The sequence below is a fragment of the Actinocorallia sp. API 0066 genome (genome assembly GCF_020991275.1).
GTDB lineage: Bacteria > Actinomycetota > Actinomycetes > Streptosporangiales > Streptosporangiaceae > Actinocorallia.
The window spans coordinates 342914-367699 of record NZ_JAJLQY010000007.1 but is presented as its reverse complement, the minus strand read 5'-3'; the positions used below and the strand labels follow the sequence as shown (position 1 = coordinate 367699).

22 protein-coding genes are annotated in these 24786 nt (G+C 72.4%); 4 read left to right on the top strand and 18 right to left on the bottom strand.

Annotated features, from left to right (window positions below; translation table 11 throughout):
• Positions 1 to 12: 12 nt before the first annotated feature.
• Positions 13 to 1914, top strand: coding sequence for a PhoX family phosphatase (locus LO762_RS20130; RefSeq protein WP_230617294.1), 1902 nt, complete (start codon positions 13 to 15; stop codon positions 1912 to 1914).
• A gap of 75 nt (positions 1915 to 1989) precedes the next feature.
• On the opposite strand, the gene LO762_RS20125 is transcribed toward LO762_RS20130, so the two are convergent.
• From LO762_RS20125 to LO762_RS20045, 16 genes are all read right to left on the bottom strand, one after another.
• Positions 1990 to 2838 (bottom strand): spermidine synthase, encoded by an 849-nt coding sequence (locus LO762_RS20125; RefSeq protein ID WP_230617292.1) that lies wholly within the window; start codon positions 2836 to 2838, stop codon positions 1990 to 1992.
• Positions 2839 to 3031: 193 nt separating this feature from the next.
• Complete coding sequence (locus LO762_RS20120) at positions 3032 to 3712, bottom strand: polyphenol oxidase family protein (protein WP_230617290.1); 681 nt, start codon at positions 3710 to 3712, stop codon at positions 3032 to 3034.
• 138 nt (positions 3713 to 3850) lie between these two features.
• Complete coding sequence (locus tag LO762_RS33120) at positions 3851 to 5575, bottom strand: protein kinase (protein WP_308104228.1); 1725 nt, start codon at positions 5573 to 5575, stop codon at positions 3851 to 3853.
• 133 nt (positions 5576 to 5708) lie between these two features.
• The gene (locus LO762_RS20105; RefSeq protein WP_308104226.1) at positions 5709 to 6203 is read right to left on the bottom strand and encodes a WYL domain-containing protein; all 495 of its coding nucleotides are present in this window, start codon (positions 6201 to 6203) and stop codon (positions 5709 to 5711) included.
• A 26-nt stretch (positions 6204 to 6229) separates the two neighbouring features.
• Complete coding sequence (locus LO762_RS20100) at positions 6230 to 6934, bottom strand: ABC transporter ATP-binding protein (RefSeq protein ID WP_230617289.1); 705 nt, start codon at positions 6932 to 6934, stop codon at positions 6230 to 6232.
• Entirely contained in the window at positions 6931 to 8739 is a 1809-nt protein-coding gene (locus LO762_RS20095) for a dipeptide/oligopeptide/nickel ABC transporter permease/ATP-binding protein (protein ID WP_230617287.1), read from the bottom strand. Before LO762_RS20095 ends, LO762_RS20100 begins: the two co-directional genes overlap by 4 nt.
• The gene (locus LO762_RS20090) at positions 8736 to 9671 is read right to left on the bottom strand and encodes an ABC transporter permease (protein WP_230617285.1); all 936 of its coding nucleotides are present in this window, start codon (positions 9669 to 9671) and stop codon (positions 8736 to 8738) included. The genes LO762_RS20095 and LO762_RS20090 overlap by 4 nt, the downstream gene beginning before the upstream one ends.
• Positions 9668 to 11245, bottom strand: a complete 1578-nt coding sequence (locus LO762_RS20085; protein ID WP_230617283.1) for an ABC transporter substrate-binding protein — start codon at positions 11243 to 11245, stop codon at positions 9668 to 9670. Before LO762_RS20085 ends, LO762_RS20090 begins: the two co-directional genes overlap by 4 nt.
• Before the next feature lie 55 nt (positions 11246 to 11300).
• The gene (locus LO762_RS20080; RefSeq protein ID WP_230617282.1) at positions 11301 to 12629 is read right to left on the bottom strand and encodes a CdaR family transcriptional regulator; all 1329 of its coding nucleotides are present in this window, start codon (positions 12627 to 12629) and stop codon (positions 11301 to 11303) included.
• Positions 12630 to 12985: 356 nt separating this feature from the next.
• Positions 12986 to 13447 (bottom strand): NUDIX hydrolase, encoded by a 462-nt coding sequence (locus LO762_RS20075; protein WP_230617280.1) that lies wholly within the window; start codon positions 13445 to 13447, stop codon positions 12986 to 12988.
• A 5-nt stretch (positions 13448 to 13452) separates the two neighbouring features.
• Complete coding sequence (locus LO762_RS20070; RefSeq protein ID WP_230617278.1) at positions 13453 to 15057, bottom strand: carbamoyltransferase C-terminal domain-containing protein; 1605 nt, start codon at positions 15055 to 15057, stop codon at positions 13453 to 13455.
• On the bottom strand, positions 15054 to 15896 hold the full coding sequence (locus tag LO762_RS20065) for an AAA family ATPase (protein WP_230617276.1): 843 nt from the start codon (positions 15894 to 15896) through the stop codon (positions 15054 to 15056). The genes LO762_RS20070 and LO762_RS20065 overlap by 4 nt, the downstream gene beginning before the upstream one ends.
• Positions 15889 to 16845 (bottom strand): Gfo/Idh/MocA family protein, encoded by a 957-nt coding sequence (locus tag LO762_RS20060; protein WP_230617274.1) that lies wholly within the window; start codon positions 16843 to 16845, stop codon positions 15889 to 15891. The genes LO762_RS20065 and LO762_RS20060 overlap by 8 nt, the downstream gene beginning before the upstream one ends.
• Complete coding sequence (locus LO762_RS20055; RefSeq protein ID WP_230617272.1) at positions 16842 to 17690, bottom strand: sugar phosphate isomerase/epimerase; 849 nt, start codon at positions 17688 to 17690, stop codon at positions 16842 to 16844. The genes LO762_RS20060 and LO762_RS20055 overlap by 4 nt, the downstream gene beginning before the upstream one ends.
• Positions 17687 to 18916 (bottom strand): methionine adenosyltransferase, encoded by a 1230-nt coding sequence (locus tag LO762_RS20050; RefSeq protein WP_230617270.1) that lies wholly within the window; start codon positions 18914 to 18916, stop codon positions 17687 to 17689. The genes LO762_RS20055 and LO762_RS20050 overlap by 4 nt, the downstream gene beginning before the upstream one ends.
• Entirely contained in the window at positions 18913 to 19914 is a 1002-nt protein-coding gene (locus LO762_RS20045) for a glycosyltransferase family 2 protein (RefSeq protein ID WP_230617269.1), read from the bottom strand. The genes LO762_RS20050 and LO762_RS20045 overlap by 4 nt, the downstream gene beginning before the upstream one ends.
• A gap of 206 nt (positions 19915 to 20120) precedes the next feature.
• On the opposite strand from LO762_RS20045, the gene LO762_RS20040 reads away from it, so the two are divergent.
• From LO762_RS20040 to LO762_RS20030, 3 genes are all read left to right on the top strand, one after another.
• The gene (locus LO762_RS20040; protein WP_230617266.1) at positions 20121 to 21563 is read left to right on the top strand and encodes a helix-turn-helix domain-containing protein; all 1443 of its coding nucleotides are present in this window, start codon (positions 20121 to 20123) and stop codon (positions 21561 to 21563) included.
• Positions 21564 to 21574: 11 nt separating this feature from the next.
• Entirely contained in the window at positions 21575 to 22159 is a 585-nt protein-coding gene (locus LO762_RS20035) for a GNAT family N-acetyltransferase (protein WP_230617264.1), read from the top strand.
• 194 nt (positions 22160 to 22353) lie between these two features.
• Complete coding sequence (locus LO762_RS20030) at positions 22354 to 22836, top strand: hypothetical protein (RefSeq protein ID WP_230617423.1); 483 nt, start codon at positions 22354 to 22356, stop codon at positions 22834 to 22836.
• A gap of 55 nt (positions 22837 to 22891) precedes the next feature.
• On the opposite strand, the gene menC is transcribed toward LO762_RS20030, so the two are convergent.
• Positions 22892 to 24013, bottom strand: a complete 1122-nt coding sequence (gene menC, locus LO762_RS20025) for an o-succinylbenzoate synthase (RefSeq protein ID WP_230617262.1) — start codon at positions 24011 to 24013, stop codon at positions 22892 to 22894.
• Positions 24010 to 24765, bottom strand: coding sequence for a GNAT family N-acetyltransferase (locus tag LO762_RS20020; protein ID WP_230617260.1), 756 nt, complete (start codon positions 24763 to 24765; stop codon positions 24010 to 24012). Before LO762_RS20020 ends, menC begins: the two co-directional genes overlap by 4 nt.
• Positions 24766 to 24786: the final 21 nt, after the last annotated feature.

Below are 24786 nucleotides of genomic sequence, written 5' to 3'. Positions count from 1 at the left end.
AGGAACATCCGAATGACGCGCGTCAACGCCGACGTCGACCCGGACGACGTCCCGTCCAACCCGTCGGACAACGGCCACATCCGTGACGTCCTGTCGCGCCGCGGCCTCATCAAGGGCGGCACCGTCGTCGCCGCCGCCGGCTTCATGACCACCGGCCTCGCCGGCGCCGCCGCCGCCGCGCCCGAGCGCACCAAGCACGGCCACCACGCCAAGAAGCTGCTCGGCTTCAAGGCGATCGCGCCCAGCACCGACGACAGGGTGCGCGTCCCCGAGGGCTACACCGCCCAGGTCCTCATCCCGTGGGGCACGCCCATCAGCAGCAAGGGCCCGAAGTTCAAGAAGGACGCCTCCAACACCGCCGCCGAGCAGCGCCAGCAGATCGGCGCCCACCACGACGGCATGCACCTGTTCCCGCTGTCGAAGACCTCCGGCCTGCTCGCCGTCAACCACGAGTACGTCGACACGACACTCCACTACAAGGACGGCGACGCCGTCATCACCAAGGAGAAGGTCGACAAGGCCGTCGCGGGCCACGGCGTCAGCGTCGTCAAGGTCCAGCAGGGCAAGCACGGCAAGTGGGAGCTCGTCGACTCCCGGTACAACCGCCGCATCACGGCCGACACGCCCGTCACCTTCTCCGGGCCGGTCAAGGGCAGCCACCCGCTGCTGCGCGCCAAGAACCCCGCGCTCGGCACCATCAACAACTGCTCCAGCGGCTACACCCCGTGGGGCACGTACGTCACCTGCGAAGAGAACTTCAACGGGTACTTCGGCACCGAAGACACGTCCTGGAAGCCGAACACCGAAGAAGCGCGCTACGGCGTCGCCGCGGCGTCCGGATACCGGTGGCACACCGCCGACGCGCGTTGGGACGTCGCCAAGAACCCCCACGAGGTCAACCGGTTCGGGTGGATCGTCGAGATCGACCCGTTCAACCCGAAGGCCACCCCGGTGAAGCGGACGGCGCTCGGCCGCATCAAGCACGAGAACGCCGCCGTCACCGAGTCGCACGGCCGTGTTGTCCTCTACACCGGCGACGACCAGGACGGCGAGTACGTCTACAAGTTCGTCGGCGACAAGCCGTGGCGGCTGCGCAAGGCACTCGGCCAGAGCCCCCTCGACCACGGCACCCTGTACGTCGCCAAGTTCAACGACGACGGCACCGGCGTGTGGCTGCCCCTCAAGTTCGGCAAGGGCCCGCTCACCAAGCAGAACGGCTGGAAGGACCAGGCGGACGTCCTCATCCGCACCCGGTCCGCCGCCGACGCCGTTGGCGCGACCAAGCTGGACCGGCCCGAGTGGGTCGCGGTCAACCCCGGCAACAAGGACGTCTACCTGACGCTCACCAACGGCGCCGGCAACGGCGGCAAGGCCAACCCGCGCACCCCCAACCCGTACGGGCACATCCTGCGGTGGCGGGAGAAGCACGGCGACAACACCGCGCTCGCCTTCACCTGGGACGTCTTTGTGCTCGCGGGCGACCCGGCCTACGACCCGACCGTCAAGCTCGGCCCCGACGCCATCTTCGGCTCCCCCGACGGCATCGGCTTCGACCACGACGGCCGCCTGTGGATCCAGACGGACATCTCCAACTCGTCGCAGACCCTCGCGTCCCGTGGCTACGACAACATCGGCAACTGCGCGATGCTGGCCGCCGACCCGAAGACGAAGGAGATCAAGCGGTTCCTGACCGTGCCGCGCGGCGCCGAGGTCACCGGCCTCACCTTCTCCGCCGACGGCCGCTCGATGTTCGTCAACGTCCAGCACCCGGGCGAGGTCTCCGCCGCCTGGGGCGCCCCCACCCCGGCCAACCCCCGCGTCGTCTCCAACTGGCCGGACTTCGACCCGTCCGGCCGCCCCCGCTCCGCCACCGTCGTCGTCACCAAGAAGGACGGCGGCAAGATCGGCACCTGACCCCCTCGGAAAAGCGCCCCCTTCCCTCCCGCAGAGATCTCGGGGAAGGGGGCGCCCCCTTTTCTTGGGGCTTGGTCAGGTGAAGACGGAGTCGGGTGGGGTGGGCGGGGTGAAGGCGTCGCCGTCGTGCAGGGGCGGGTGGCCGGAGGCGAAGCGGTCCACCTCGTCGGTGTCGAGGCAGCGGGCGGGGATCGGCTTGCCCGCGCTGATCCGGGTGAGCGACGCGACGGGCAGCGGCTCCCGTGACGCGGCGACGATCAGGTTGCCGTAGCGGCGGCCGCGCAGCACCCCGGGCTCGCCCATGAGGAGCGCGTGCGGGAACACGCTCCGCACCGTCGCGGCGAACCGCCGGGCGAAGGCGAGCCGCCCGGCGTCGGCGAGGTTCACCAGGTACACGCCGTCGTCGCGCAGCACCCGGGCGACGTCCCGCGTGAACTCGGCGGTGACGAGCGGGAACGGCACCGTGGCCCCGGCGAACGCGTCGAGCACCACAAGATCGTCGGAGGCGGCGGGCAGCCCGGCGATCCCGGCTCGACCGTCTCCTACCCGCACCTTCAACCCCCGCACCTGGCGCAACGGGAAGTTCTCCCTTACCAACTGCACCAGCGCCCCGTCGAGCTCGAAGACCACCTGCCGCGAGCCCGGCCGGGTCGCCGCGACGTACCGCGCCAGCGTGCACCCCGCCCCGCCCACGTGCGCCACGTCCAGCGCCTCGTCCCCCACCCCGAGATGGTCGACGACATCCCCCAACAACCGCATGTACTCAAAATCCAGATACGTCGGATCGTCCACGTCGAGGTACGACTGCGGCACCCCGTCCACGAGGATCACCCACCCGCCGTCCCGGTCCGCGTCCCTGAGGACCTCGGCCTCCCCCTGCCCGATCGTGAACCGCCCGGCCCGCGGCCTCTCCCCACCCCTCATCCCCCCAACCCTAAGACCCCCACCGCCCCGCTCCGGCCCGGCGACGTCACCCGCACGCAGCCCGGAGGCGCCGCCCGCAGCGCCGCGCCGGAGCGGCCCATCACGGGCAGAGCGGGCGGCCAGCGTGGGTGGGTGCGGGCCCGCGGCGTCACGCGCGACGCCGAAGCATCGGCGCCGTCATGGGTGGGGTGGGTCAGGGGAGGTGGGTGAGGACGGCGTGGCGGCCGGTTCGGGGGGCGCGGCGGTAGGAGTAGAGCTCGGGGGTTTCGAGGGTGCAGCGGTCGTCGTGGGTCGGCGGGACGCCCAGGTCGACGAGCTGGGCGGTGAGGGCGGCGCGGAGGTCGAGGCCCGGCGTGCCCCAGCGGGTGGTCGCCCGCATGACCTCGGGGGCGTCCGCGTGCATCGCCTCCGGCACCTCGTAGCAGCGTCCACAGATGCCGGGGCCGATGAACGCGGTCAGCTCTGTGGCGCCCGCCTTGCGCAGCGCGTTCACGAGCGCCGGTACCACCCCGTTCAGGGTTCCGGCCCGCCCCGCGTGCGCCGCGCCCGTCCAGCCGGGACCGGAGACGACGACCGCAGGGCAGTCCGCCCCGAGCGCGGCCAGGGCGAGCCCCGGACGGTCGGTGAAAACGGCGTCGGTGTCCGGCACCCCGTCGTGCGGCCCGCTCACGTACTCGACGTTCACCCCGTGCACCTGCCGCATGAAGACCGCCCCGTCGGCGCCCGCCTCGGTGACCGTCAGCGCCCGGTTCCGCGCCACCGCCAACGGCACGTCGCCCACGTTCGCCCCGAGGTTCCGGCTGTCGTACGGCCCGGTGCTGAACCCTCCGGTCCGCCCTGTCACGACGACCCGCGACCCACGCAGCAGCTCCATCCCCCCATCCTGCCGCACCCGTCACGCCCCACGCGGACGGAGGTCAGTCACGGTTCCGCCCGGCGAGCCTGACGGCGTAGTACACCGCCAGCACGACGACGGTGAGCACGGCCGGGAAGAGCGCGAAGATGGTGATGCTCACGCGGGTTCCTCCATGAGTTCGAAGGGTGGGGGTGTGACGAGCTGGTCGAGGTAGCACAGCCTGATCCATCCGGTGCGGCGGTCCCGCCAGGGCGGCCGGCGCGGACCCGTGCCGTAGTTCGGGGCGCGCGGCGCGGGCACGGCGGACGGGCCCGTCTCGCGCCACAGGAGCAGCGCGCGACGCCCACGACGGCCGGTAGGAGCCACCTTCAGGGCGCCCACCTCCGACGCCGTGTAGTCGGCGTGCCGCATCCCCATCCGCACCGAGACGCCCTCGGGCCCGATCTCCACCCGGCGCGGCATCGCCAGCTCCACCAGCGACGCCAGCAACTGCACCACGGAGAAGATCGTCGCCGCGACGCACACCGAGAGGAAGATCGCCTGAGCCCGGAACACCTCCCCCTGGAACGCGAGCAAGGCGAACCCTCCGCTGACGGCCGCCACCCCATGCGACACGTCGAACCGACTCGTGAACAACGCCCCCACCCGGATCCGCCCCCGATAAACCGGAAGCCGCCCCGCCGCTCCCAGGCCCCGTGACCCCGCTGTCCCGTCCAGCCTTCCCGCCCCCTGCTCCCAGGCCCGGCCCTGTCCGCCCGCCGCCTCGTCCCGCAGCGCGGCGCCCGGCCCCCGGTTCCGAGATCCCGCCGCCCCGTCCCACGGGCCCCGATCCCGCCCGTGCGCTCCCGCCGCCTCGTCCGGCCGTCCGACCCCCGGCTCTCGGGTCAGGCTGCGCGGTCCCGCTGTCCGGTGCGACAGCGGCCCGGCCAGAGCGGTCTGTTCGGGGGCGGGTCCCCGGGTGTCGGGGAGGTGCTGTGGCCGGGGCGGGTTGGCTGCCGGGTCCGGGGCGTGGTTCGAGGTCGGGGCGGCGGGTGGGGTGTAGGCGGCGAGCATCGTGGTGACGGGAGGGGGGAGCCAGCCTTCTGGCAGGGGACCTGCCAGAAGGTCGAGGAGGTGGGTCGGGGTCGGGCGCGGGGCGGGATCGCGGGACAGGCAGGCGCGCACGAGGCCGCCGAGTTCGGGGTCGAGGCCGGTCAGGTCCGGATCTTGGTGGACGACCCGGTAGTTGAGGGCCTGGGCGGGGCCTTCGCCGTAGGGCTTGACGCCGGACGCGTGCGCCAGGACCAGGCCGAGGGCGAAGACGTCGCTGGCGGGGGTGAGCGGGTCCCCTACGAGGAGTTCCGGGGACATGAACCCTGCGGTGCCCGCCTTGACCGTCGCGCCTGAGGCGTCCACGGCTCTCGCGATGCCGAAGTCGATGACGCGGGGGCCGTCGTCGGCGAGGAGGATGTTCGACGGCTTCAGGTCGCGGTGGATGAGCCCGGCCGCGTGGATCGCCTCCAGCGCCTCGGCGAGGCCCGCCCCGAGCACACGCAGGGTGCGGGCGGGGAGGGGGCCGTGGTCGCGCAGCACGTCGGCGAGCGACGGGCCACGGACGTAGGACGTCACCATCCAGGGGGTGCCGTCGGGCGGGTCGGGGTCGGCGTCCACGACGGGCGCGGTATGGAACCCGCCGACCTTGCGGGCCGCCTCGACCTCCAGCCGGAAACGGCGCCGGAACTCCGGATCGGCGGCGTGCGCGGCGTGGATGAGCTTGACCGCGACGGCGCGGCCGCCGGGCGAGTACCCGAGGAACACCTCGCCCATGCCGCCCGCCCCGAGGCGCGCGACGAGCCGGTACCTGCCGACCGCCCGGGGGTCCCCCGCCACCAGAGGCTTCACCGCCCCCATGATGCACATCCCCCAAGATCACCCCAGGCCCCTGGCCACAACAGGCCAGCGGCGGGTGGGGCGCCGGACGGCGGGCGCGGGGGGAGTGCGGCCGACGCCGTCCGGCGGCTCTGGGGTGGGCGGGTCAGGCGGCTTGTTTGCCCTGGAAGGGGAGGTAGCGGTCGGGGCGGTGGGGGTGGGCGGGGAGTTCGGTGGGTTCGACGGCGAGGACGCGGTCGAGGCGGAAGGCGCGGACGCCCCGGCGGAGGCGGCACCAGCCGACGAGATACCAGTGGTCGCGATGGACGAGCGTGGTGACGGGCTCGACCTCGCGGTGCGAGACGCGGTTCCGTTCGTCGGCGTAGTGCAGCCGCACGACGCGGCGCTCGGTGATGGCCTGGGCGAGGACGCGGGCGCGGCGTGCCGTGTCGGGGTCGAGCGGGGTGAGCAGGACGGCGAGGTCGGGGCCGCCGCGCTCGGCCAGGTGGGCGAGCGCGCGCCGCGCGGTGGCGGCCTGGGGACCCGCGCCGAGGTGCGCCAGGGAAAGCGCGAGAGCGGAGATCTCATCGGCGGACAGAGTGAGGCGTTCCACGTGCCCGAGAGCTGTGTCGTCCAGCCCCGGGAGCGTCATCGTGTCCATGCGAAAATCATAGCACATATGTTCGACTACCGCAGTCGCGGTACCGCGTCTAGCAGGGCTTTTGTGTACTCGTGCCCCGGATGTTCGGTGACGTGTTCGACGGTCCCGGACTCCACGATCCGCCCCTCGCGCATCACCGCGACCGCGTCGCACACGTACCTCACGACGGCCAGGTCGTGCGAGACGAACAGCACCGAGAGCCCCAGCCGTCCCCTCAGTTCGCGGACGAGGTTGAGCACGGCGCCCTGCACGGAGACGTCGAGCGCGGAGGTGATCTCGTCGGCGATGAGCAGGGAGGGCCGCGCCCCGAGCGCGCGCGCGAGCGCGACCCGCTGCCGCTGCCCGCCGGACAGCTCACGCGGGTACCGCCCGGCGACCCCCTCGTCCAGCCCGACGAGCCCGAGCAATCTCAGCCCCTCCGCCTTGCGCACCGCCCGCGTGCCGCCCCTTCCGAGCCCTTCGGCGACGGCGTCCCCGATCCGCAGCCTGGGGTTGAGCGACCCGTACGGGTCCTGGAACACCATCTGCGTCGGCCCCGCCCCCGTCACGTCGCCCTCGTAAGGGACGAGCCCGGCCAGCGCCCGCCCCACGCTCGACTTCCCCGACCCGGACTCCCCGACGAGCCCGAGGATCTCCCCCTTCCCGATCGTGAACGACACGCCGTCCACGGCCGTGAGGTCCCCGTACCGCACCCGCATCCCCGACACCCGCAGGCCGCCGTCGTCCTTCACCACTCCTCCTCCCCCGCGCGAGGCCGCTCCTCGTGGGGATGGTGGCAGGCGACGCCGCTTTCGAAAGCGGGGAGGGCGGTCGTGCAAAGCGAGGTCGCCCGAGCGCAGCGGGGGGCGAAGGCACAGCCAGCAGGAACGTCCGACGGCGCGGGCTGGGCGCCCGGGATGGTCGCGAGCGGCTCCGCGCGGTCCGTGTCGAGCGTCGGGACGGACGCCACCAGGGCACGCGTGTAGGGATGACGCGCCGAGCGCAGCGCGTCGGACGGCAGTTCCTCCACGATGCGCCCCGCGTACATCACGAGCACCCGCGAGCACCTGCTGGAGACGACGGCGATGTCGTGCGAGATGAGCAGCGCGGCGGTCCCGGAAGCGGCGTTGATCTCGGCGAGCAGATCGAGGACGCGGCGCTGCACGGTGGCGTCCAGCGCCGTCGTGGGCTCGTCGGCGACGATGAGCCGCGGGTCGCCCATGAGGCCCATCGCGATGACGGCGCGCTGCCGCATGCCGCCGCTCAGCTCGTGCGGGTGGGCGCGGGCCCGCGCGCCCGGCACCCCGGTCCGCTCCAGCCGCGCGACGGCTCTGGCGAGCGCTGAGCGCCGCGTGAGGCCGAGGTGGACGGTCCCGGTCTCGGCGAGCTGCGGCCCGACCCGGAGCGCCGGGTTGAGCGCCGCCATCGGGTCCTGGAAGACCATCGCCAACCGCGTCCCCAGCTCCGACCGCGAAAGCGACAGCAGCGGCCGACCCTCCAGCAGGACGGAGCCCCGCACCCGTCCCGGGTAAGGCACGAGCCCGCCCACGGCGAGCGCCGTCAGGCTCTTCCCGCTCCCCGACTCGCCGACGATCCCGACGACCTCCCCCGGCGCGACGCCGAACGACACACCTCGCACGGGCGTCACCCCGCCGAAGGAGACGGTCAGATCCCGCACCTCAAGGAGGGCGCCGGAAGGCCCGGGACGGGGAGACCGCCCAAGGGGAACGTCAGCCTCCTCCCCGTCGCCGGGCGGCACAGGGGCCCGCGCGGCGGCGCGGGCCAGGGACTCCCCGACAAGGGTGAACCCGATCCCCGCGACCGCGACGGCGAGCGCGGGCCCGGCGATCACCTCGGGATCGACGTACACCCGTGGGAGCGCGTCGTGCAGGAGCCGTCCCCAGTCGTACTCCGGAGGCCGCACGCCCAGGCCGAGCAGCGAAAGGGTCGCGAGCCCGAGCAGCGCGTAGCCGAGCGACGCGGTGACGGACAGGATGAGCGGTTCCGCGATGTTCGGGAGGACGTGCCGGGTCAGCACCCGGAGCCGTCCCGTGCCGAGCATCCGGGCGGCCAGGACGTAGTCGGCGCCCTCCACCCCGGCCGCCAAAGTCCGCGTCAGACGCGCGAGCCCGGGTGCGGAGGCCACGCCGATCCCCACGACGGCCCCCGTCGTGCCCGTGCCCGCGACCAGTGCGGCGAACATCGCCAACAGCAGCACCGGGATGGCCACAAGCCCGTTGATGACAGCCGTCACGGCCCGAGCCCCCCGAGGTCCGAGCACGGAGGGCAACGCGCCCAGAGTCACGCCAAGGCAGGCCCCGATGAGGGTCGCCAGGAAGGCGAGCCACACGCTGAGCCGGGTGGCGGCGAGCGTCCTGGCGAGCATGTCGCGCCCGCCGTCGTCGGTCCCGAGCCAGTGCGCGGAGCTGTGTCCCTCCAGGGTGTGCAGCGGATCGAACCGCACCGCCTCCTCGCCCCACACCCACGGCCCCACCACGGCGAGCACAAGGGTGACGGCTACCAGCGCCAGACCCACGCGGGCCGAGAGCGTCCTCATCCGCGGCTCCGCAGGGCCGAGCGCGGGTCGAGCAGCCCGAGCGCGACGTCCACCGCGAGCAGGACGGTCAGCGAGACCGTCCCGTAAACCAGCACCGCCGCCTGCGCGAGCGCGTAGTCCTTGTTGACGATGGCGTCCACGGTCGCGCCTCCCAGGCCCGGCCACTGGAAGACGTACTCGATGACGACGGAGCCGCCCAGCAGTGAGCAGAGCAGCAGCCCTCCGGTCGTCAAGGTGGCCGTCAGCGTGTTGGGCAGGAGGTGCCGGAAGTACACGCGGTGTGTAGGCAGCCGTTTGGCACGAGCGAGCCGTACGTAGTCGGAGCCGAGTTCCCGTAGCGTCTCCACCCGTACGAGCCGTGCCAGCAGCGCGGTGGGCCCGGCCGCCAACGCGAGCACGGGCATGACGAACGAGGCCGCCCCGTCCTTGCCCGCGACAGGCAACCACCCCAGGGTGACGCCCAGTACGGCGACCATCCCGACGGCCAGAAGGAACTCCGGGATGACCGACAGGGCGCCTGTCGTCGTCGTGAACGCCAGGTCGGTGCGGCGGCCACGGCCGTTCTCGGTGCGCGCCGCCACCCACATCCCCAGTGGGACGGCCACGGCCAACGCCAGCAGCATCGTCGCCACAACGAGCTGCACCGTCGCCGGTAGCCGGTCCGCCACGATCTCGGCGGCGGGACGGCGTGACAGGAACGACTCCCCGAGGTCGCCCCTGAACACGCCGCCCACGTACGCGAGGAACTGGTCGAGCAGGGGCCGGTCGAGCCCCAGTTCCGCCCGGCGCCGCTCGACCGCCTCGCGCGGCGCGGTGGGGCCGAGGGCGGCGCGGACCGGATCGCCCGGAATGAGGTGGAGCATGGCGAAGGACGCCACCACCACCCCGCCCAGAGAGAGCACGAACCGGCCCGCGCGCCGCCCCCGGCTCACCGCGCGAGCATCCGGATCGACGTCGGCCGCACGACCCCGCCGATCACCTCGACCGTCGCGTCCCTGGCCGCCACGAGTTGGGTGGGCAGCACGACCGGGACGACGTCGGCGTTCCTGACCAGCGCCGCCTGCGCGGCGATCCAGGTGTCGCACCCGGCCGCGCCGACGCTCCGCGCCGCTTCGCCGGAAAGGCGCACATAGTCGGCGTTGTTGAGGCTCGCGAAGTTCGACCCGCCCTTGTCCACGCCGGGCCCCGACAGGTACCCGACGAGCTGCGTCGGCAGGCTCAGGCCGAGCGGCACCCACGCCATGTCCCAGTCGCCGTTCTTGAAGAGCGAGTCGGCGTAAGCGGCGTCTGCGGCTCCGACGAGTTCGGTCTCGACGCCGAGGTCCTTCCACTTCTGCGCGACGAACTCCATGCCCGCCTGGACCGACGGGCCCGCCGACGTCTGGTAGGCGATCCTGAGCTTGAGCCGCTTCCCGTCCTTCGCGCGGATCCCGTCCGGGCCCGGAGCCCAGCCCGCCGCGTCGAGGGCCCCAGCGGCCGCTGGGGCGTCGTGCGCGGGCAGGTTCCCGGTGACGGCGTCGCCACGGCACGGGTCGGGCGCGAGGGACGTCAGGTGGGTCGCCGGGACGCCGTTGCCGCCGGACGCGATCTTGCGCAGTTCGTCCAGGTTCAGCACCTGCACAAGCGCCTTGCGCAGTTCAGGCGACGCGCCCGGCTTGCCCGCGCCCTGGTGGAAGAAGAACTCGCCGATCCCGTCGGGCGCCGAACCCTCCCGGATGCCCGGAATCGCCTTGACCCGCGCCCGGTCCGGCCCGGTGAACTGCCCGGCCGTCAACCCACCCGTGGTGAGGAGGTTCGCCGCCGTCGACTCGTCCTTGACGATCTTCAGCACGACCGTCTCCGGCATGCCGTCGACGATCCCCGCACCACCCGGCCCCCAGGCGTAGTCCTTCCGGACCTTGAACGTGTAGTGGTCCCCCGAGACGGCCTCGGTGAGTTCGTAGGGCCCGGAGCCTGACGTCCCCGTCTGGAGGACGCTCCTGTCGGCGAGCCCCTTCCCGCACACGACGGACACCGCCGTCATCGACTCCACCAGAAACGGGTTCGGCTCCTTGGTGGTGAGCGTGACGGTGCCGGCCGCGTCGTCCGGGGTGGCGGTCATCCCGGCCGGGATAAGGACGCCGAGAAGAACAGCCTTGTTCTTCGGGTCCGATAGGTAGTTCATCGAATCGGCCACCGTCTTGGCCGTCACAGCAGAGCCGTCCGCACACGTGACGCCCTTACGCAGCGTGAAGACGACCTGGTTCGCGGTGGCCGCCCAGCGTTCGGCGAGCCCGGAGACGATCCGCCCGTCCGCGTCGGAGTGGACGAGCGTGTCGTAGGCGAAGCCGAGCGTGGTGTTCGTGACGCCGAGCGCCGCCGAAGCCGGTTCGAGCGCGCCCGGATCGGCCGACAGCGCGAACGTGAACGTGCCGCCGTTGACGACCTCGGGCGCCGCGCCCTCGTCGCCGCCGCACCCGGTGGCGGCGAGGGCCAGCGCCAACGCGACGGCCAGGGGTTTTCTCATGGGGGTCTCCTGGGGGGTATGCGGAGATCACCAAGGTTCGCGAACGGGTGGCCGGTCAGTCATCGTCGGATCTGACGAGCCGCGCGGGCCCGCTTGTCGATCCGTACAGCCGTAGCTGGAGCATGGCGGCGAGCCGCGCGCCGGGGTCGGCGAGGTCGAGGCCCGAGATCTCGCAGAGGCGGCGCAGCCGGTAGCGGAAGGTGTTCGGGTGCACCTGGACGGCGGCCGCCGCGTCGTTGACGTTGCCGAACGCGTCCAGATAGGCGGCGAGGGTGCCTACGAGGTCGCTGCCGTTCTCCCGGTCGTGTCTGAGCAGCCGCTGGTAGGGGCCTGTGGGCGGCTGGTCCTGTTCGGCCACGAGGTCACCGAGCTGAAGCAACAGCGAATCGAAGTGCACGTCGTGGAAGTGCACGGCGCGGCCCGTCACGCCGCGTTCCCGCAGCACCCGCAACGCGCGGTCGGCGTCGGCGCGGGAGCGGGCGATCTCGCCGAGCGACCTGGCGAGCCGCCCGACGCCGATGTTCGCCGCGTGCCTGTCGCCGACCCGGGCGAGGAAGTCCTCGGCGACCTGGACGGCCCGGGACTGCGCGCCCACGAGCGGCAGCACCGCGTAGGCGACGTTTCCCACCTGCGCGGCGGCGGCCCTCGGGTGGATCGCGCCGACGTGCAGGGCGAGCGCGTCACAGAACCGCTGCCGATCGCTCTCGGCGCGGGCCGTGCGGGTCTCGTCGGCGCCGCCGAGCTGCGCGGCGAGCACGCACACCCGGTTCGTCGCGAGGTCCAGCCGGGCGGCGGCCTCGGCGGCGTGCTCACCGCGCGTCAGCACGGTGGCGAGCAGGTCCGCCCTGAGCCGCCGCTGGACGTCCGCGCCGGCCCGCTGCCGCAACAGGTGCAACGCCACGATCTTCGCCGCGTCGACGAACGCCGCCTCACGCTGCTCCGTCAACGGCTCCCGGACGGCCGCCCACATCGACCCGAGGATCTCGTCCCCCGCCCGGACGGCGACGGCCACCCGAGGCAGCATGCCCGGAACGTCCAGGTAGACGGGTTCCCGGCTCTGATACAGCCTCCTGAAGAACCCGATCTCCTCATAGAGCCTCACGAACCGATCCGGCACCCGCCGTCCAAGGATCGTCTCCACCCTGAACTCGTCCGCCTCCTCCTGCCTAACCGAATAGGCAAGCACCCGCGACGACCTGTCCTCGATCGTCACCGGCGCGTCAAGCAACGCGCACACCGCATTCGCCACCGCGAACAAATCCCCTTCCCCCTCACCTCCACCCGCCTCCCCCTCCCCCAACACCGACCGCACCAACGCCGCGATCTGCGCCCACGACGCCGCCCGGGTCAGCCCCAACAACGCCACCCCCGTCCGTTCCACCACCCCCCGCACCCACTCCCCCGGCTCCCCCGCCACCTTCACCATCAACCCAGCGGCCCCACACCGCCCCAGCTCCCCCAACAGCCCAGCAACCTCCCCCTCTCCCCCCTCAACCCCCACCCCCAACACCAACGCCCCCGGCGCCACATCCCCCACCGGCTCCAACGGATCATGAATATGCACCCCAGACACCCCACTCCCCCCACCCCCCGGCAAAGCCGCAAACCCCACAACCGTCGCCCCAAGCCCCTCCAACACCCTCGCCAACCCAGTAACCATCCCCCAACCGTACGATCCCCCCACCACCCCCACGTCCAGGTGGGGTTCGGAAGCCCCGCGACGTCGGTTCTCGGGGTCCGTCAGGTGAGGGGCGCGGGCTGGCTTGGGGGGCCGGTGTGGAGGTACGTGTGGATGAGGTCGGCGAGCTCGCCGGGGTAGATGGTCTCGGTGGAGGTGACCAGTTCGGGGATGGTCCACCAGTGGTGGGTTTGGATGTTGTCGGGGTGGGTGGCGTGTTCCGGGTGGAGGTCGGCGGGGGTGGTGCGGGCGACGAAGTAGCGTTCGACCTGCCGGGTGAGGTGGCCACCGACGGGGTGGGTCGTGGTGCGGGTGGCGAGTTCGGGGCCCGGTTCGAGCGTGGTGATGCCGAGTTCCTCCCGGAGTTCGCGGAGGAGGGCTGCCTTGTGGGTTTCGCCGGGTTCCAGGGAGCCTCCGGGCGTGGCCCAGAAGCCGCCGTTCTCCTCGTAGCGCAGCAGCAGGACCCGGTTGTCGGGGTCCAGGAGGATGGCGCGGGCGGCTTCCCGAGTGGGCGGCGTGATCATGGGACTCATGGTAGGTGCGGCTTCTCCACGAGGTAGGGGCCCAGGCACAACGCGTCCAGGTCGGTGTCCTGAAAGGTGGCCAGCGCGTGGGCGGGCGTTTCTACGATGGGTTCACGGTCGTTGAAGCTGGTGTTGAGGACGAGCGGGACGCCGGTGAGCCGCTGGAACTCAGCGAGGACGGCGGCAAGCGGCTGGTCATGCTCGACGGTCTGGACGCGGGCGGTGCCGTCGATGTGCAGGACGCCGGAGATGCCGGCGGACAGGTAGGGGAGGGCGGGTGGGGCGAGGAGCATGAAGGGTGAGGGGACGTCGAGGTCGAACCAGTCGGCGGCGTGGTCGGCCAGGACGGCGGGCGCGAACGGCCGGAAGGGTTCGCGGTGTTTGACGCGGGTGTTGAGCGCGTCGGCGGCGGCACGACCGCGCGGGTCGGCGAGGATGCTGCGCCGCCCGAGCGCGCGCGGCCCGAGCTCGCTGCCGCCCTGGAGCCAGCCGACGAGCCTCCCGTCAGCGACGAGTTGGGCCGCCGTGACGGCGATGGAGCTTTCCCGCCGCCACACGAACGGGGCATGGCGGCGTTCGACAAGGCCGGAACGCGGATCGCGGCGCAACGCCGCCTCGATCTCGGCGTCGCGGTAAGAACGGCCGAAGGAGTCGGCGGCCAGGGGACGGCGGGGCAGCTCGCCGGTGAGGCGGTGCCAGGCCCACAGGGCACAGCCGAGCGCCTGGCCGCGGTCGCTCGCGGGCGGCGGTGCGAAGTAGGAGGCGACGCCCGGCAGCCGACGGACGCGGTCGGCGGCCACACAGTTCAGCGCGACGCCCCCGGCGAAGCACAGGTCGGGCAGCCCCGTCTCGGCGACGACGCCCAGGACGAGCGAGCACAGCGCCGCCTCGGTCTGCGCCTGGAGATAGGCGGCGGCGTCGATGCCGCGCGGATCACCGCCCCGGCTGCCGAAAGGCCCGAAGTCCCACCCTGTGGCCAGCGACAACTCGGCGACGCCACGGCCGTGCGTCGCGGTCAACCGTCCCCGCACGGCGCTCCCGGCGACCTCGAACAGCGGCTCGGGGTAGGCGTGCGGGTCGCCGTAGGCGGCGAGCGCCATCGTTTTCCCGGCTTCCTGCTCGTGCCAGCCGAGCCAGTTGGTGAACGCCTCGTAGGTGGCGCCGATCCCGGCGGCACGTGGCCGGTGCGGCGGGTTGCCCCCGAGACGGTGAATGCCGTCGGGCGTCGCGGCATAGTACGTCTCGGTGTCGCCCCCGTTGGCCGCGCCGTCGACGACCAGGACGGTCGCCTCCTCGGCCGGGCCAAGGCAGTACGCGGTGTAGGCGTGGGCGAGGTGGTGGTCCACGGCAAGGACGGGCACCGGTGCGAGGTGATGCAGCCCGACCCGCTCAGGATCGGGGAGCGTGTGGCCCAGGCCGCTGACCGCGACGAGGTCGATGCCGTCCAGGGTGAGCCCGGCGGCACGTAGGCAGTACAGCAAGGCCGATTCCCAACCGGGGCTGTACCGGGCCCGGTTGAGCCGCTCCTCGCCGATCGCGACGACACCGTCCGAGGTGACGAGCGCCGCGCCGCCGTCGTGGCCGAGGTTGATGCCGACGACGGCGGTCATCGCAGCGTCTCCAGGGGCGCGTCCGGACGCCACAGCCCGGCGGGCCCGTCTGGGCCCCGGTGCAGGGTGGCGAGCTGGCAGATCTGGACGAGGCCGCCGCGCCACGCCAGCGGCCCCGTGACGGGATGCCCGAGTGTCTCCAGGCCGCCCAGCCGCGCGTAGGCGTCGGTGAACACGCCGCCGAGCAGCGGCCGGGCGGGGAGCGGCGGCCACGCCCGGGGGTCCGGCAGTCCCGCGGCGGCGAGGTGGGCCGCCACGTGCGCGTGGACCTGGTCCAGGGTGAGCGCGTCGGTGTCGATGACGAGCGGGCGGTTGGGGCACAGGCCAGGCGCGATGTCGCGGTAGAAGGCGTGCAGGCGGTCGAGTAGGGCGGGGTCGTACCATTGTCGCCACAGGGCGCGTTCGGGGGTTCCGCCACGTCGGGCGAGGCTGACGGACGGGCTGACCAGGAGGACGACGGTCCTGAGCCGTTCGGGCTGCTGCCGGAGGACGTGACGCATGTAGTACGCCAGCGCCTCGGTGAAGGGGAGGGTGCCCCTCGGGACGGTTCCTCCGTCGTGGGCGTAGCAGTAGGCCAAGGCTCCGAGATGGTTGCGGTCCGCCATGATGAGTCCGGTAGCCGGGTCGTCGGCCAGCGCACGGATGCTCCGTGCCTTGGCGGCCTCGTGGTCGAGGAACCAGCGGGACACGCCGTCGTCCGTACGCGGCGTCGCCAGGAGGTGGTTGGGCTCGGCGAACCACACCGCCGCGTCCCCGTGCGCGGTGGCGAGACGGGCGATCAGGGACGTCTTCCCCGCCCCCGGCGGCCCGTCGAAGGCGGCGATGACGGGGTCAGCCATGAGTGCTCCCGAGAGATGTGGCGGTGCGGGCGAGGCCGAGGGCGAGTTCTTCGACCCGCTGGGCGAACGCGGCGCTGCCCGTGGGAACACCGCTGTCGAGCGCGTCGGCGATCGCGCCCCACATCGCGGCGAAGGGGTCGGGCGGTCCGCTGTACGGCGCGGGCCAGGACAGGTCGGCGGCGGAGTCGTCACCGGTCAGGTGGAACGACTCAACGAACACGCCGCCCCCGGGCCGGGCGACGACGATCGTGTAGGGCTGCCCGTGGTCGTCGGTCGCGGTGGCGTGGACGGCCCGGTCGGGACCGATCGCGCACGCGGCCGGGTAGACGCTCCCAACGACGGCGAGAAGCGCCGTGAGCTGGTGGTATCCCTCCCAAAGAAGCACCTTCAACGCCTCCTCCTGGTGCGGCTCCAGGCCGTCGGGAACGGGTTGGGGAGGGTCGTCGGCGAAGGTGTAGGTCGCGAACCCGTCAGGGAGGATGTGAGCGCGGGCGGCGGCGTCCACACCATCCGCCTTGACGAGCCAGCCTCCGTTCGGCGAAAGCAGTCTGTCTCGCAGCGCGCGCACGGCCGGGTCGTAGAGGCGGACCGTCCCGACCTCCAGCAGTACCCCCGCGTCCCTGGCCTGCGCGTGCAGTCGTGCGGAGTACGCGGGGTCCAGGGTGACGGGCTTTTCGGTGAACACGTGCGTGCCCGCTTTGACGGCCTCCTCGATGAGGGTGTGGTGGACGCCCGTCGTCACGGCGATCATGTCCGCGCCGTCCAGCAGCTCGGGCAGGGTGTGCGCGACGGCCGGGACGCCGAACCGCCCGGCCGCCGCGTGGGCGCGCGCGGTGTGCCGGTCGAGGACCGCCGTCACCGTCCAGGCGGGCGAGGCGGTGAGCACGGGCAGGTGCAGGCCGAACGCCGCCGCCCCGCAACCGGCCACCGCGATCCTGTGGGGCCTCATGACGTCTCCTTCCAGCACGTCCGGGTGCCGTGGAGGGCACGCCGACAGATCTCGTCCTCGGACAGCGCCCGCAAGGCGGGGTTGAACAGCTCGACCGAAAGCGGACCCCGATATCCCGCGACGGCGAGCGCTCCCGCGAACTCGATCCAGGGCAGACCGCCGTCACCGGGGAACAGCCGCTGCCCGTCGCTCCACAGGTGCCGGGGCCCAGGCGGCGTGTCGGCGATCTGGACGTGCCCGATCGTGAGCCCCGCGACCGCGACCGGATCAGCGCCGGTGGCCGCCCAGTGAAAGGAGTCGACGCACGCGACGACACCGGGCGTGCGCTCCAGCAGCCCGGCGAGCTCGGGCAGCGTCGTGACGACCGGATGCGGCCCGTCGAGTTCGGCGGGCAGGCCGCGTTGGACGCCGACCGCCTCGGCCGCCACCGTCACGCCGTACTCCCCCGCGACCCGGGCCAGGGCGCGCAACCGTGCCGCGGCGGTCGAAAGCGCGGCGTCCCGCGCCAAAAGGGAGCGCGGGTTGACGACGATCGTGGCGACCGGGCAACCGATCGTCCGCATCGCCTCAAGCCGTTCGGGCAAGCCCGTCAGCGCGTCCGCGTAGTCCTCGACGAGGACCGGATGCGGCAGCACGGGCCCGGCGGGCAGGAGGCCCGACGCCGCCGCCACGCTCAGCCCCAGCCCCGCGAGCAGGTCGGCGACGCGGCCGGGGCCATGCGCGACGACCTGCTGCACCGGCACCTCCACGGAGGTGAAGCCAGCCGACGCCGCCGCTTCCAGGAAGTCGGGAAGAGCGAGGCCGGAGAGCGTCGCCGGGTTGAGGCACGGCGTGAACGCGCTCATGCGGTGGCCAGCTTCCCGGCGAGCAGCTCCGCACGCAGCACGTCCAGCTCGCCCATGACGCCGGAGACGACCTCGCGCACCAGCGCGGTGTCCACGGCGCCGGTGCCCGACGCCTGCGCGAGCACCTGCCAGGGGTCCTCAAGGTCGCGCCCGGCCTGGGAGACCAGCGCGAGCACCCAGGACCGTCCGGTGAGGTGGTGCAGGTGCTCGGCGGCCCGCTGCGCCGCGAGGTTGTAGAGCTTCCCGACGTGGTAGACGGGGTTCTTGCCCGACACGCCCTCCGCCGACCAGGGCCGGAACATCGAGATGAGCCCGTTGGCTCGGTTGCCGCGGCCCACGACGCCCTCGTCCCCGGACTCGATGCTCGACCCCGTCACCGTCAGGTACAGCTCGCGCCGCGCCTCGTCGTCGCGGGTGTTCACGGCGACCGTCACCCGGTGGCCGGGGGCCAGCTCCGCCGCCAGCTCGGCGACGGCGCGGCGCACCAGGACGCGGCGCTCGATGTACGTCTCCAGGTCGGGCGTGTGCGCGGCGATCTGCGGGACGCAGCAGGTCAGGCTGACCCGGTCGCCGACGCGGGCGGCCATGAGCTTCACGTCAGTCCCGAAGTACGGGTGCGCCTCCACGAAGCCCGGCGACGTCAGCCGCCGCTCGACCCCGATCACGAACCGTTCGGCCACGCCGAGGGGCGCGTAGCCGACCCCGGCGCTGGTGTCGTTGGCGAACATCCGGTGCCGCTCGGCCAGGTCGTCGATCGAGCGGGGCGCGAACCAGAACCGGCGGCCCGCCCGCTGCCTGTCGGTCTCGCCGTGGACGGCCCCGGGGCTGGACGCGGTGCTGATCCGCCGTCGCACCTCGACGTCCCGCCCGACGTCCAGCAGCGGCAGGGCGTGGCCGAGGAACTCCCGGACGGCGTCGTCCACGAGCTCCTCGACGGGGATGCGGTGGTCGCCGAGGGCCGGGGTGAGCCGACCGTTCACCAGCACCTGGATCGGGGCCGTCAGCCGCCCTCCGCCGAACGCGACCTCCGCCGCGCCGCCTAGCAGCGCTGTCTTGTCGGTGTTGTGGTGCAGGATCGCGCCGAAGTGGTCGAGGCAGTAAGCGCTGTAGGCACGGGAGACCGCTTCGGCGACACCGTCGGCGAGCGTGTCGGGATGGCCGGCACCTTTCCGCTCGACCAGCTCCAGCTCGGGCTGGGGGAATCCGTTCACAGCGGAGACGATCACGGGTGCTTCTCCTCGGTCGGGTCGGTCATCGGTCGGGTGGGCAGCAGGCGGCGACCGGTCAGGCGCAGCCGTGTCTTCTCAGCCCGGTAGGCGGCGATGCGGACGAGGTCGCGCAGCCCGGCGACGGCGTCGGTGGGGCTGGTGAAGCCCCACGCGCCGATCAGTCGGCCGAGCGCGTCCACCACGTCCCGCCGCCCGGCCCGGATCGCGGCGGGCTCCACGTGGACGCTGGTGTGCATCCGGGCCAGGCTGACGCCGTGGCCGACGCCCTGCCGCAGGTAGTAGGCGAGCGTGGTCTCGTCCCGGTAGATCGGGTGGACGGCGTGCGCGGACGGCTCGACGAGGACGGTGTGCCCGCGCTGCCGTGCCCGGTCGAGGAACTCCAGGTCCTCGCAGTCGCCCATCCACCGTCCGCGCCGTCCCAGGTCGGTGCGCAGAAGGCCGATCTTCAGAGCCGTCTCCCGATGGAAGACCAGGTTGCAGCCCGTCACCCAGAACGGCCACGTCGCCGGGGCCCGGTGCGACGGCCACCGGACCGCACCGTGGCACTCGGCCAGCACCGGCGACAGGAACCGGACGCCCTCCGGGTAGACGGCCGTCGTCCGGCCGCCGACCGCGAAAACGCCCTCCGTCTCGATCGCGTCGGTCAGCGCCGCCAGCCATTCCGGATCGGGCAGAACGTCCGGATCGACGAACGCCACGTACTCGCCGCGCGCCGCCGCGATCCCCCGGTTCTTGCCCGCGCTCAACCCGGCTCGCGGCTCCCGGAGCACCCGCACCGCGAACGGCCACGGCCGGGAGTGGACAATCGCGCCCACGCGCCCGGCAGGAGGCGGGTCGTTGTCCACGACCACCACTTCCATCCGCTCTGCCGCGACCGTCTGTCCACCAAGCGCCCCCAACAGCTCCGGCAACCGCTCGCGGTTCCACCCACGGACACTGACCACCACGGACGTCATCGGACGGCCAGCCCGCACCGTCGATCGTTCGTCGGCCATCACGCTTCACCTCCTTCTCCTCCAGGAGGTTCGCGGTTCCCGTCCCGACACCCAACGCCGATCCGTCATAGGGCGGTAACCAACGGTTAGGCCACATTGGCCTAACGCCAGGTGGGATTGCGGTTACGGTGTGGTTCGGGGCTGATCATCAGACCTCTGGACCGGACCCGTGCGTCAAAGGGAAACGTGCTTGCGGAGGGTGGCAGATGGGCGGCACGGTCAAGGGGCGGAGGCTCTGCCCGGCTTGCCGGTACACGCAGCTGTCGCGCTACAACCCGGACCCGCTATGCGCCGTCTGCCTCACCGCCGCCCGCGCCCACCGGCAAGGCCCGGCACCGACCTGGCTGTGGGACTCGGCTCCGCTGCGCGGAGCGCTCGCCCGCGCGGACATGGCCGCCGTGGTCGCCATCGTCCGGGGCGCGTGCGCGATGTCCCAACTGGAGTTCGGCGAGGTCGTCGGCTGGTCCCAGTCCGTCGTCACCAAGGTCGAGCGCGGTGAGCGGCGTACCGCCTACGACATCAGCGAGATCCTGAACCTCGCCGACGCCCTGGGCATGCCCCGGGAAACGCTCATCCCCCTGGTCCTGGGACGTGCCGATGCCACCCCAAGCGGGCAGGATGAAGACGACGCCCGGATGTTCTGGGGAGGGGAGGACGAAGACGTGAAGCGACGTCACTTCGGCCAGGCCGCCCTCGGCACCACCGTGGCCGCCGTGCTGCCTCCGCCGCCGCGTGTGGACCGCGGCCATCTGCGCTACCTGCACACCTGCCTGGACCGGTTGCGTGGCACCGACGCCTCCGCCGGAGGCGCGGGAGTCCTCGGCGAGTCGATCTCCATCTACCGGCGCGCCCGCGCGATGCTCGACGAGAGCGACTACAACGAGCGGACAGGCCGCGAACTCCTCACCGTCACCGCTGACCTCGCTATTGTCAGCGGCTGGCTCGCCTACGACGCTGACAACCAGGGGCTGGCCCGCGGCCTCTACGAACAGGCCGACCAGCTCGCCGCCGCCTCGGACGTCCCCTCCATCCAGATCCATGTCGCCGTCAACCTGGCTCAGCAGTCCACCCACCTCGCCGCCGTGGACGGACAGCGGGGGCACGCCCGTGCGGCACTGCGGTTCGCCGACCGGGCCGCCCGTGCCGCCCGCCACGAGGCGTCATCCTCCCTGCACGCCCTCATCGCGCTCCGCCAAGCCCTCGCACACGCCCGCCTCGGCGATCGCATCGCCTTCGGCCAAGCCATCGGCCTCGCCCGCCGCGAACTCGACCGCGAACAAGGCGACCACCCACCCTGGACGCGATTCGTGACCCACTCTGAGGTCACCGGCTACCAAGCCCTCGGCGCAGAAGCCCTCGGCGGCTCAGACCGGTCCGTCAACCTCTACCTCGACGTCCTGGCAGACGACCGGCGCTCACCTCGTGACCTCGCCGTGTACCGAGCCTGCCTCGCCGGTGCCCTCTGCTCCGCAGGCGACGTCACCGGAGCCGTCAAGCAGGGGCTCCAGGTCCTGTCCGCGCCCGCTGGCTCGCTCCGCTCGGCCCGCGTCCTGCGCACCCTCGCCCCGCTGCGCACCAGTACCGAGGACGAGGAGTTTACCGCGCGCTACGACGCCGCCGTGCAAACCTTCCCGGCGTTGACCGCGTAACAATGGGCCGTATGACGCCAGCCCTGACGTTCCAGCGCCTCAACGCCGACGAGGCCCGCGCGCGCCGAGACACCGTCCGGGACGTCCACGCCGACGCCTACGCCGACACCCTCACCGACCCGTTCCGCGCCGGCGACGCGTTCATGCGCCGCTTCGACGCCTACACCCAAAGGCCCGACTTCGACCTCGTCTTCGCCCTCCACGGCACCGAAGTCGTCGGCCAGACCTGGGGCTGGCCCCTCCCCCCGAACACCGCCTGGTGGGACGGCCTCGTCACCGAACCCGAACCCGGCTTCACCACCGAAACCGGCACCCGCACCTTCGCCCTCTCCGAACTCATGGTCCGCCGCGCCTGGACCGGCCAGGGCATCGCCCACGCCCTCCACAACGAACTCCTCCACCCCCGCCCCGAACAACGCGCCACCCTCCTAGCCCGCCCCACCAACCCCGCCTACGCCACCTACCTCCGCTGGGGCTGGCACCCGGTAGCCCACCTCAAACCCGACCTCCCCCACGCCCCCACCTTCACCGTCCTCGTCCTCCCCCTCCCCCATCCCGCCTCGTCCGCTCCGGATTCGCCCGCAGCGTCCGAGTGACGGGATGGTCGACACCCATGCACCCGCTCGGAGTCGGCCAGGACCCGGTCGGGCAAGGGGAACGGGTCGGTCGTTGGTGGATGTTGGGGTGGGGTTGGGGGGTTTGGGTGTTGTGTTTGGGGGGTTGTTTGTGGAGGGTTGGGAGTGGGTCCGGGAGCTGGGTGTGAGGGGGACGGGGGTGGGGGATGGATGCGGTGGGGCGGCGTGAGGTGGTGTTGAGGGTGTTGGGGTGGGGGACGGTTGTTTATTTTTTGATTATTGGGTTCGCGTTGGATCGGCATGCGTTGTTTGAGTTGCGGGCGCCGGCGGGGGTGGCGGATCTGCAGCGGGCGCAGCGGGGGTATGCGTTGGCGTTGGAGGCTCGGGCTCGGGAGGTGCGGGAGGACGAACCGCTGGTGGCGGCGGAAATGGGGGCGCAGGCGGCGAGGATCAGGGTGGAGGTGGAGGAGGCGGTCAAGGAGCAGGCGGACGGGCGGTACCGGGCGGTCGGGCTGATAGCGGGGACGGGGGCTTTCGCGCTCGGGTATCCGTGGCTTATCTATGTCGTGTACCGGCGTACCGATCCGGACGGGACCCTTGCGGCGGGGGATCTCATTCCGCTTAGGGCGGCACTTGGCTACGGCGTCGTGACGAGTGTCATCACGTTTGTCGCGGGGTTCAGCACGGCCTATCAGTGACGGGAGGCCGGTGAAACCGCTGGTGATACAGGGGGGCTTGCCTGGGCGTGAGGGGTTAGAGGGGGCGGGTGGTTTGGGAGGGGATGGGGAGGTATTCGGTTCTGGTGGTGAGGGGTTGGAGGGTGGTGGGGGTGGGGGTGACGCCCAGGCCGGGGGCGGTGGGGACGGGGAGTGTGCCGTTGTGGAGGGTGAAGGGTGGGGTGATGTCGGTGGTGTAGTAGCGGGAGGAGGCGGAGGTGTCGCCCGGGAGGGTGAAGTTCGGGAGGGCGGCCAGGGCCACGTTGGCGGCTCGGCCGATGCCGGTTTCGAGCATGCCCCCGCACCAGACGGGGACGCCGTGGGCGGCGCAGACGTCGTGGACCCGGCGGGCTTCGAGGAGGCCGCCCACCCGGCCGGGCTTGATGTTGATGATGGAGGTGGCGCCTCGGGTGATGGCGTCGGCGGCCACCGAGGCGGAGGTGATGGACTCGTCCAGGCAGATCGGGGTCCGCACGAGACGGGCCAGGGCGGCGTGCCCCGCGATGTCGTCCTCGGGGAGCGGCTGTTCGATGAGGAGCAGGTCGAAGGCGTCGAGCTTCGCCAGGTGGCGGGCGTCGGCCAGCGTGTAGGCGGTGTTGGCGTCCGTTTGGAGGAGAATGTCCGGGTGTCGCTCACGCACGGCGCGCACCGGCTCAAGATCCCAGCCCGGCTCGATCTTCAGCTTGATCCGCTGGTAGCCCTCCTCCAGGTACCCCTCGACGGCGTCCAGGAGCGCCGGGATCGAATCCATGATCCCTACGGAGACCCCGGCGGCGACGGAAGGCCGGACGGCGCCCAGGAACTCACCGAACGAGGTGGAGCGCTCCCGCAGCCACGCGTCCAGGATCGCGGCCCCGACGGCGGCCTTCGCCATCGGATGCCCGTGGATCGGCCGGAACGCCTGTTCCGCCCGCCACGGGTCGGTGTCGGCGGTCAGCTTCGGCACGAGGAACGACCGGATGACGTGCGCCGCCCCGTCCACGTACTCGGCGGAGTACACCGGTTCGCTCATCGCCACGCACTCGCCCCACCCCTCGCCGTCCCCGGTGACGGCCCGGACGAGCAGCACCGAGCGGCGTGTCTCCGTGCCGAAGGAGGTGCGGAAGGGCGCGACGAGGGGGATCTCGATCCAGCGCAGTTCGACGCCTTCGAGCTTCATCGGGTCTCCTCCAGCAGGTAGTAGCCGTCGCGGGTGATGCCGGTGATCCGCATCCCGGCGGCGAGCGCGGGCGCGAGGGCGGCGCGCACCGCGTACCGCGCGCGCAGGGCGGCCCGGCGTGACGCCTCGCGCATCACCTCGATGTCGGCGGGGACCGCGACGAGGAGACGCCCCTCGTAAGGCTCGTCGGTAGGGTGCTCCGCTCCGGGCTCCAGAAGGACGCGCGCCCCCAATGCCTCCGCCGTCCTGGTCTCCGGGACGGGCGGGATGGGCGCGTCCAGGGCCCACCGCACAAGCAGCCGGTCGGAAGGGGCCCCACCGTTGAGCCTGTCCCGCATGGCCCCGTAGAAGTCCGGCAGGTACTCCTCGACGCGGGCGCCCAGCACGTGCAGGTTGAAGTGCGCGTTACGCCGGACGAGAGGGTCGTACGTCCACACGATCGCCTCGATGCCCCGGGAGAGCGCCCAGTCCCGCTGGTGGAACTTCAGCAGCCTGCCGACGCCGCGCCCGCGCAGGTCGGACCGGATGGCGGTGGCGTGCGAGTGCAGCGCGTTGTCGGCGGTCCGGAAGCCGAGCGCGACGCCTACCAGCGCGCCGTCCCGGTAGGCGCAGGCCACGTAGTTGCCTGAGTGCGCGAGGGCGGTCAGCAGGCCCGGTTCGGCCAGGGGCTGGCCCCACACCTCGGTCATGAGCCCGGCTGCCGCCTGGTGCTCGCGGGGGTCGTGCGGTTCGCGCACCTCGATGTCGCTCACGGAACAAGCCTGCCCGCGCCG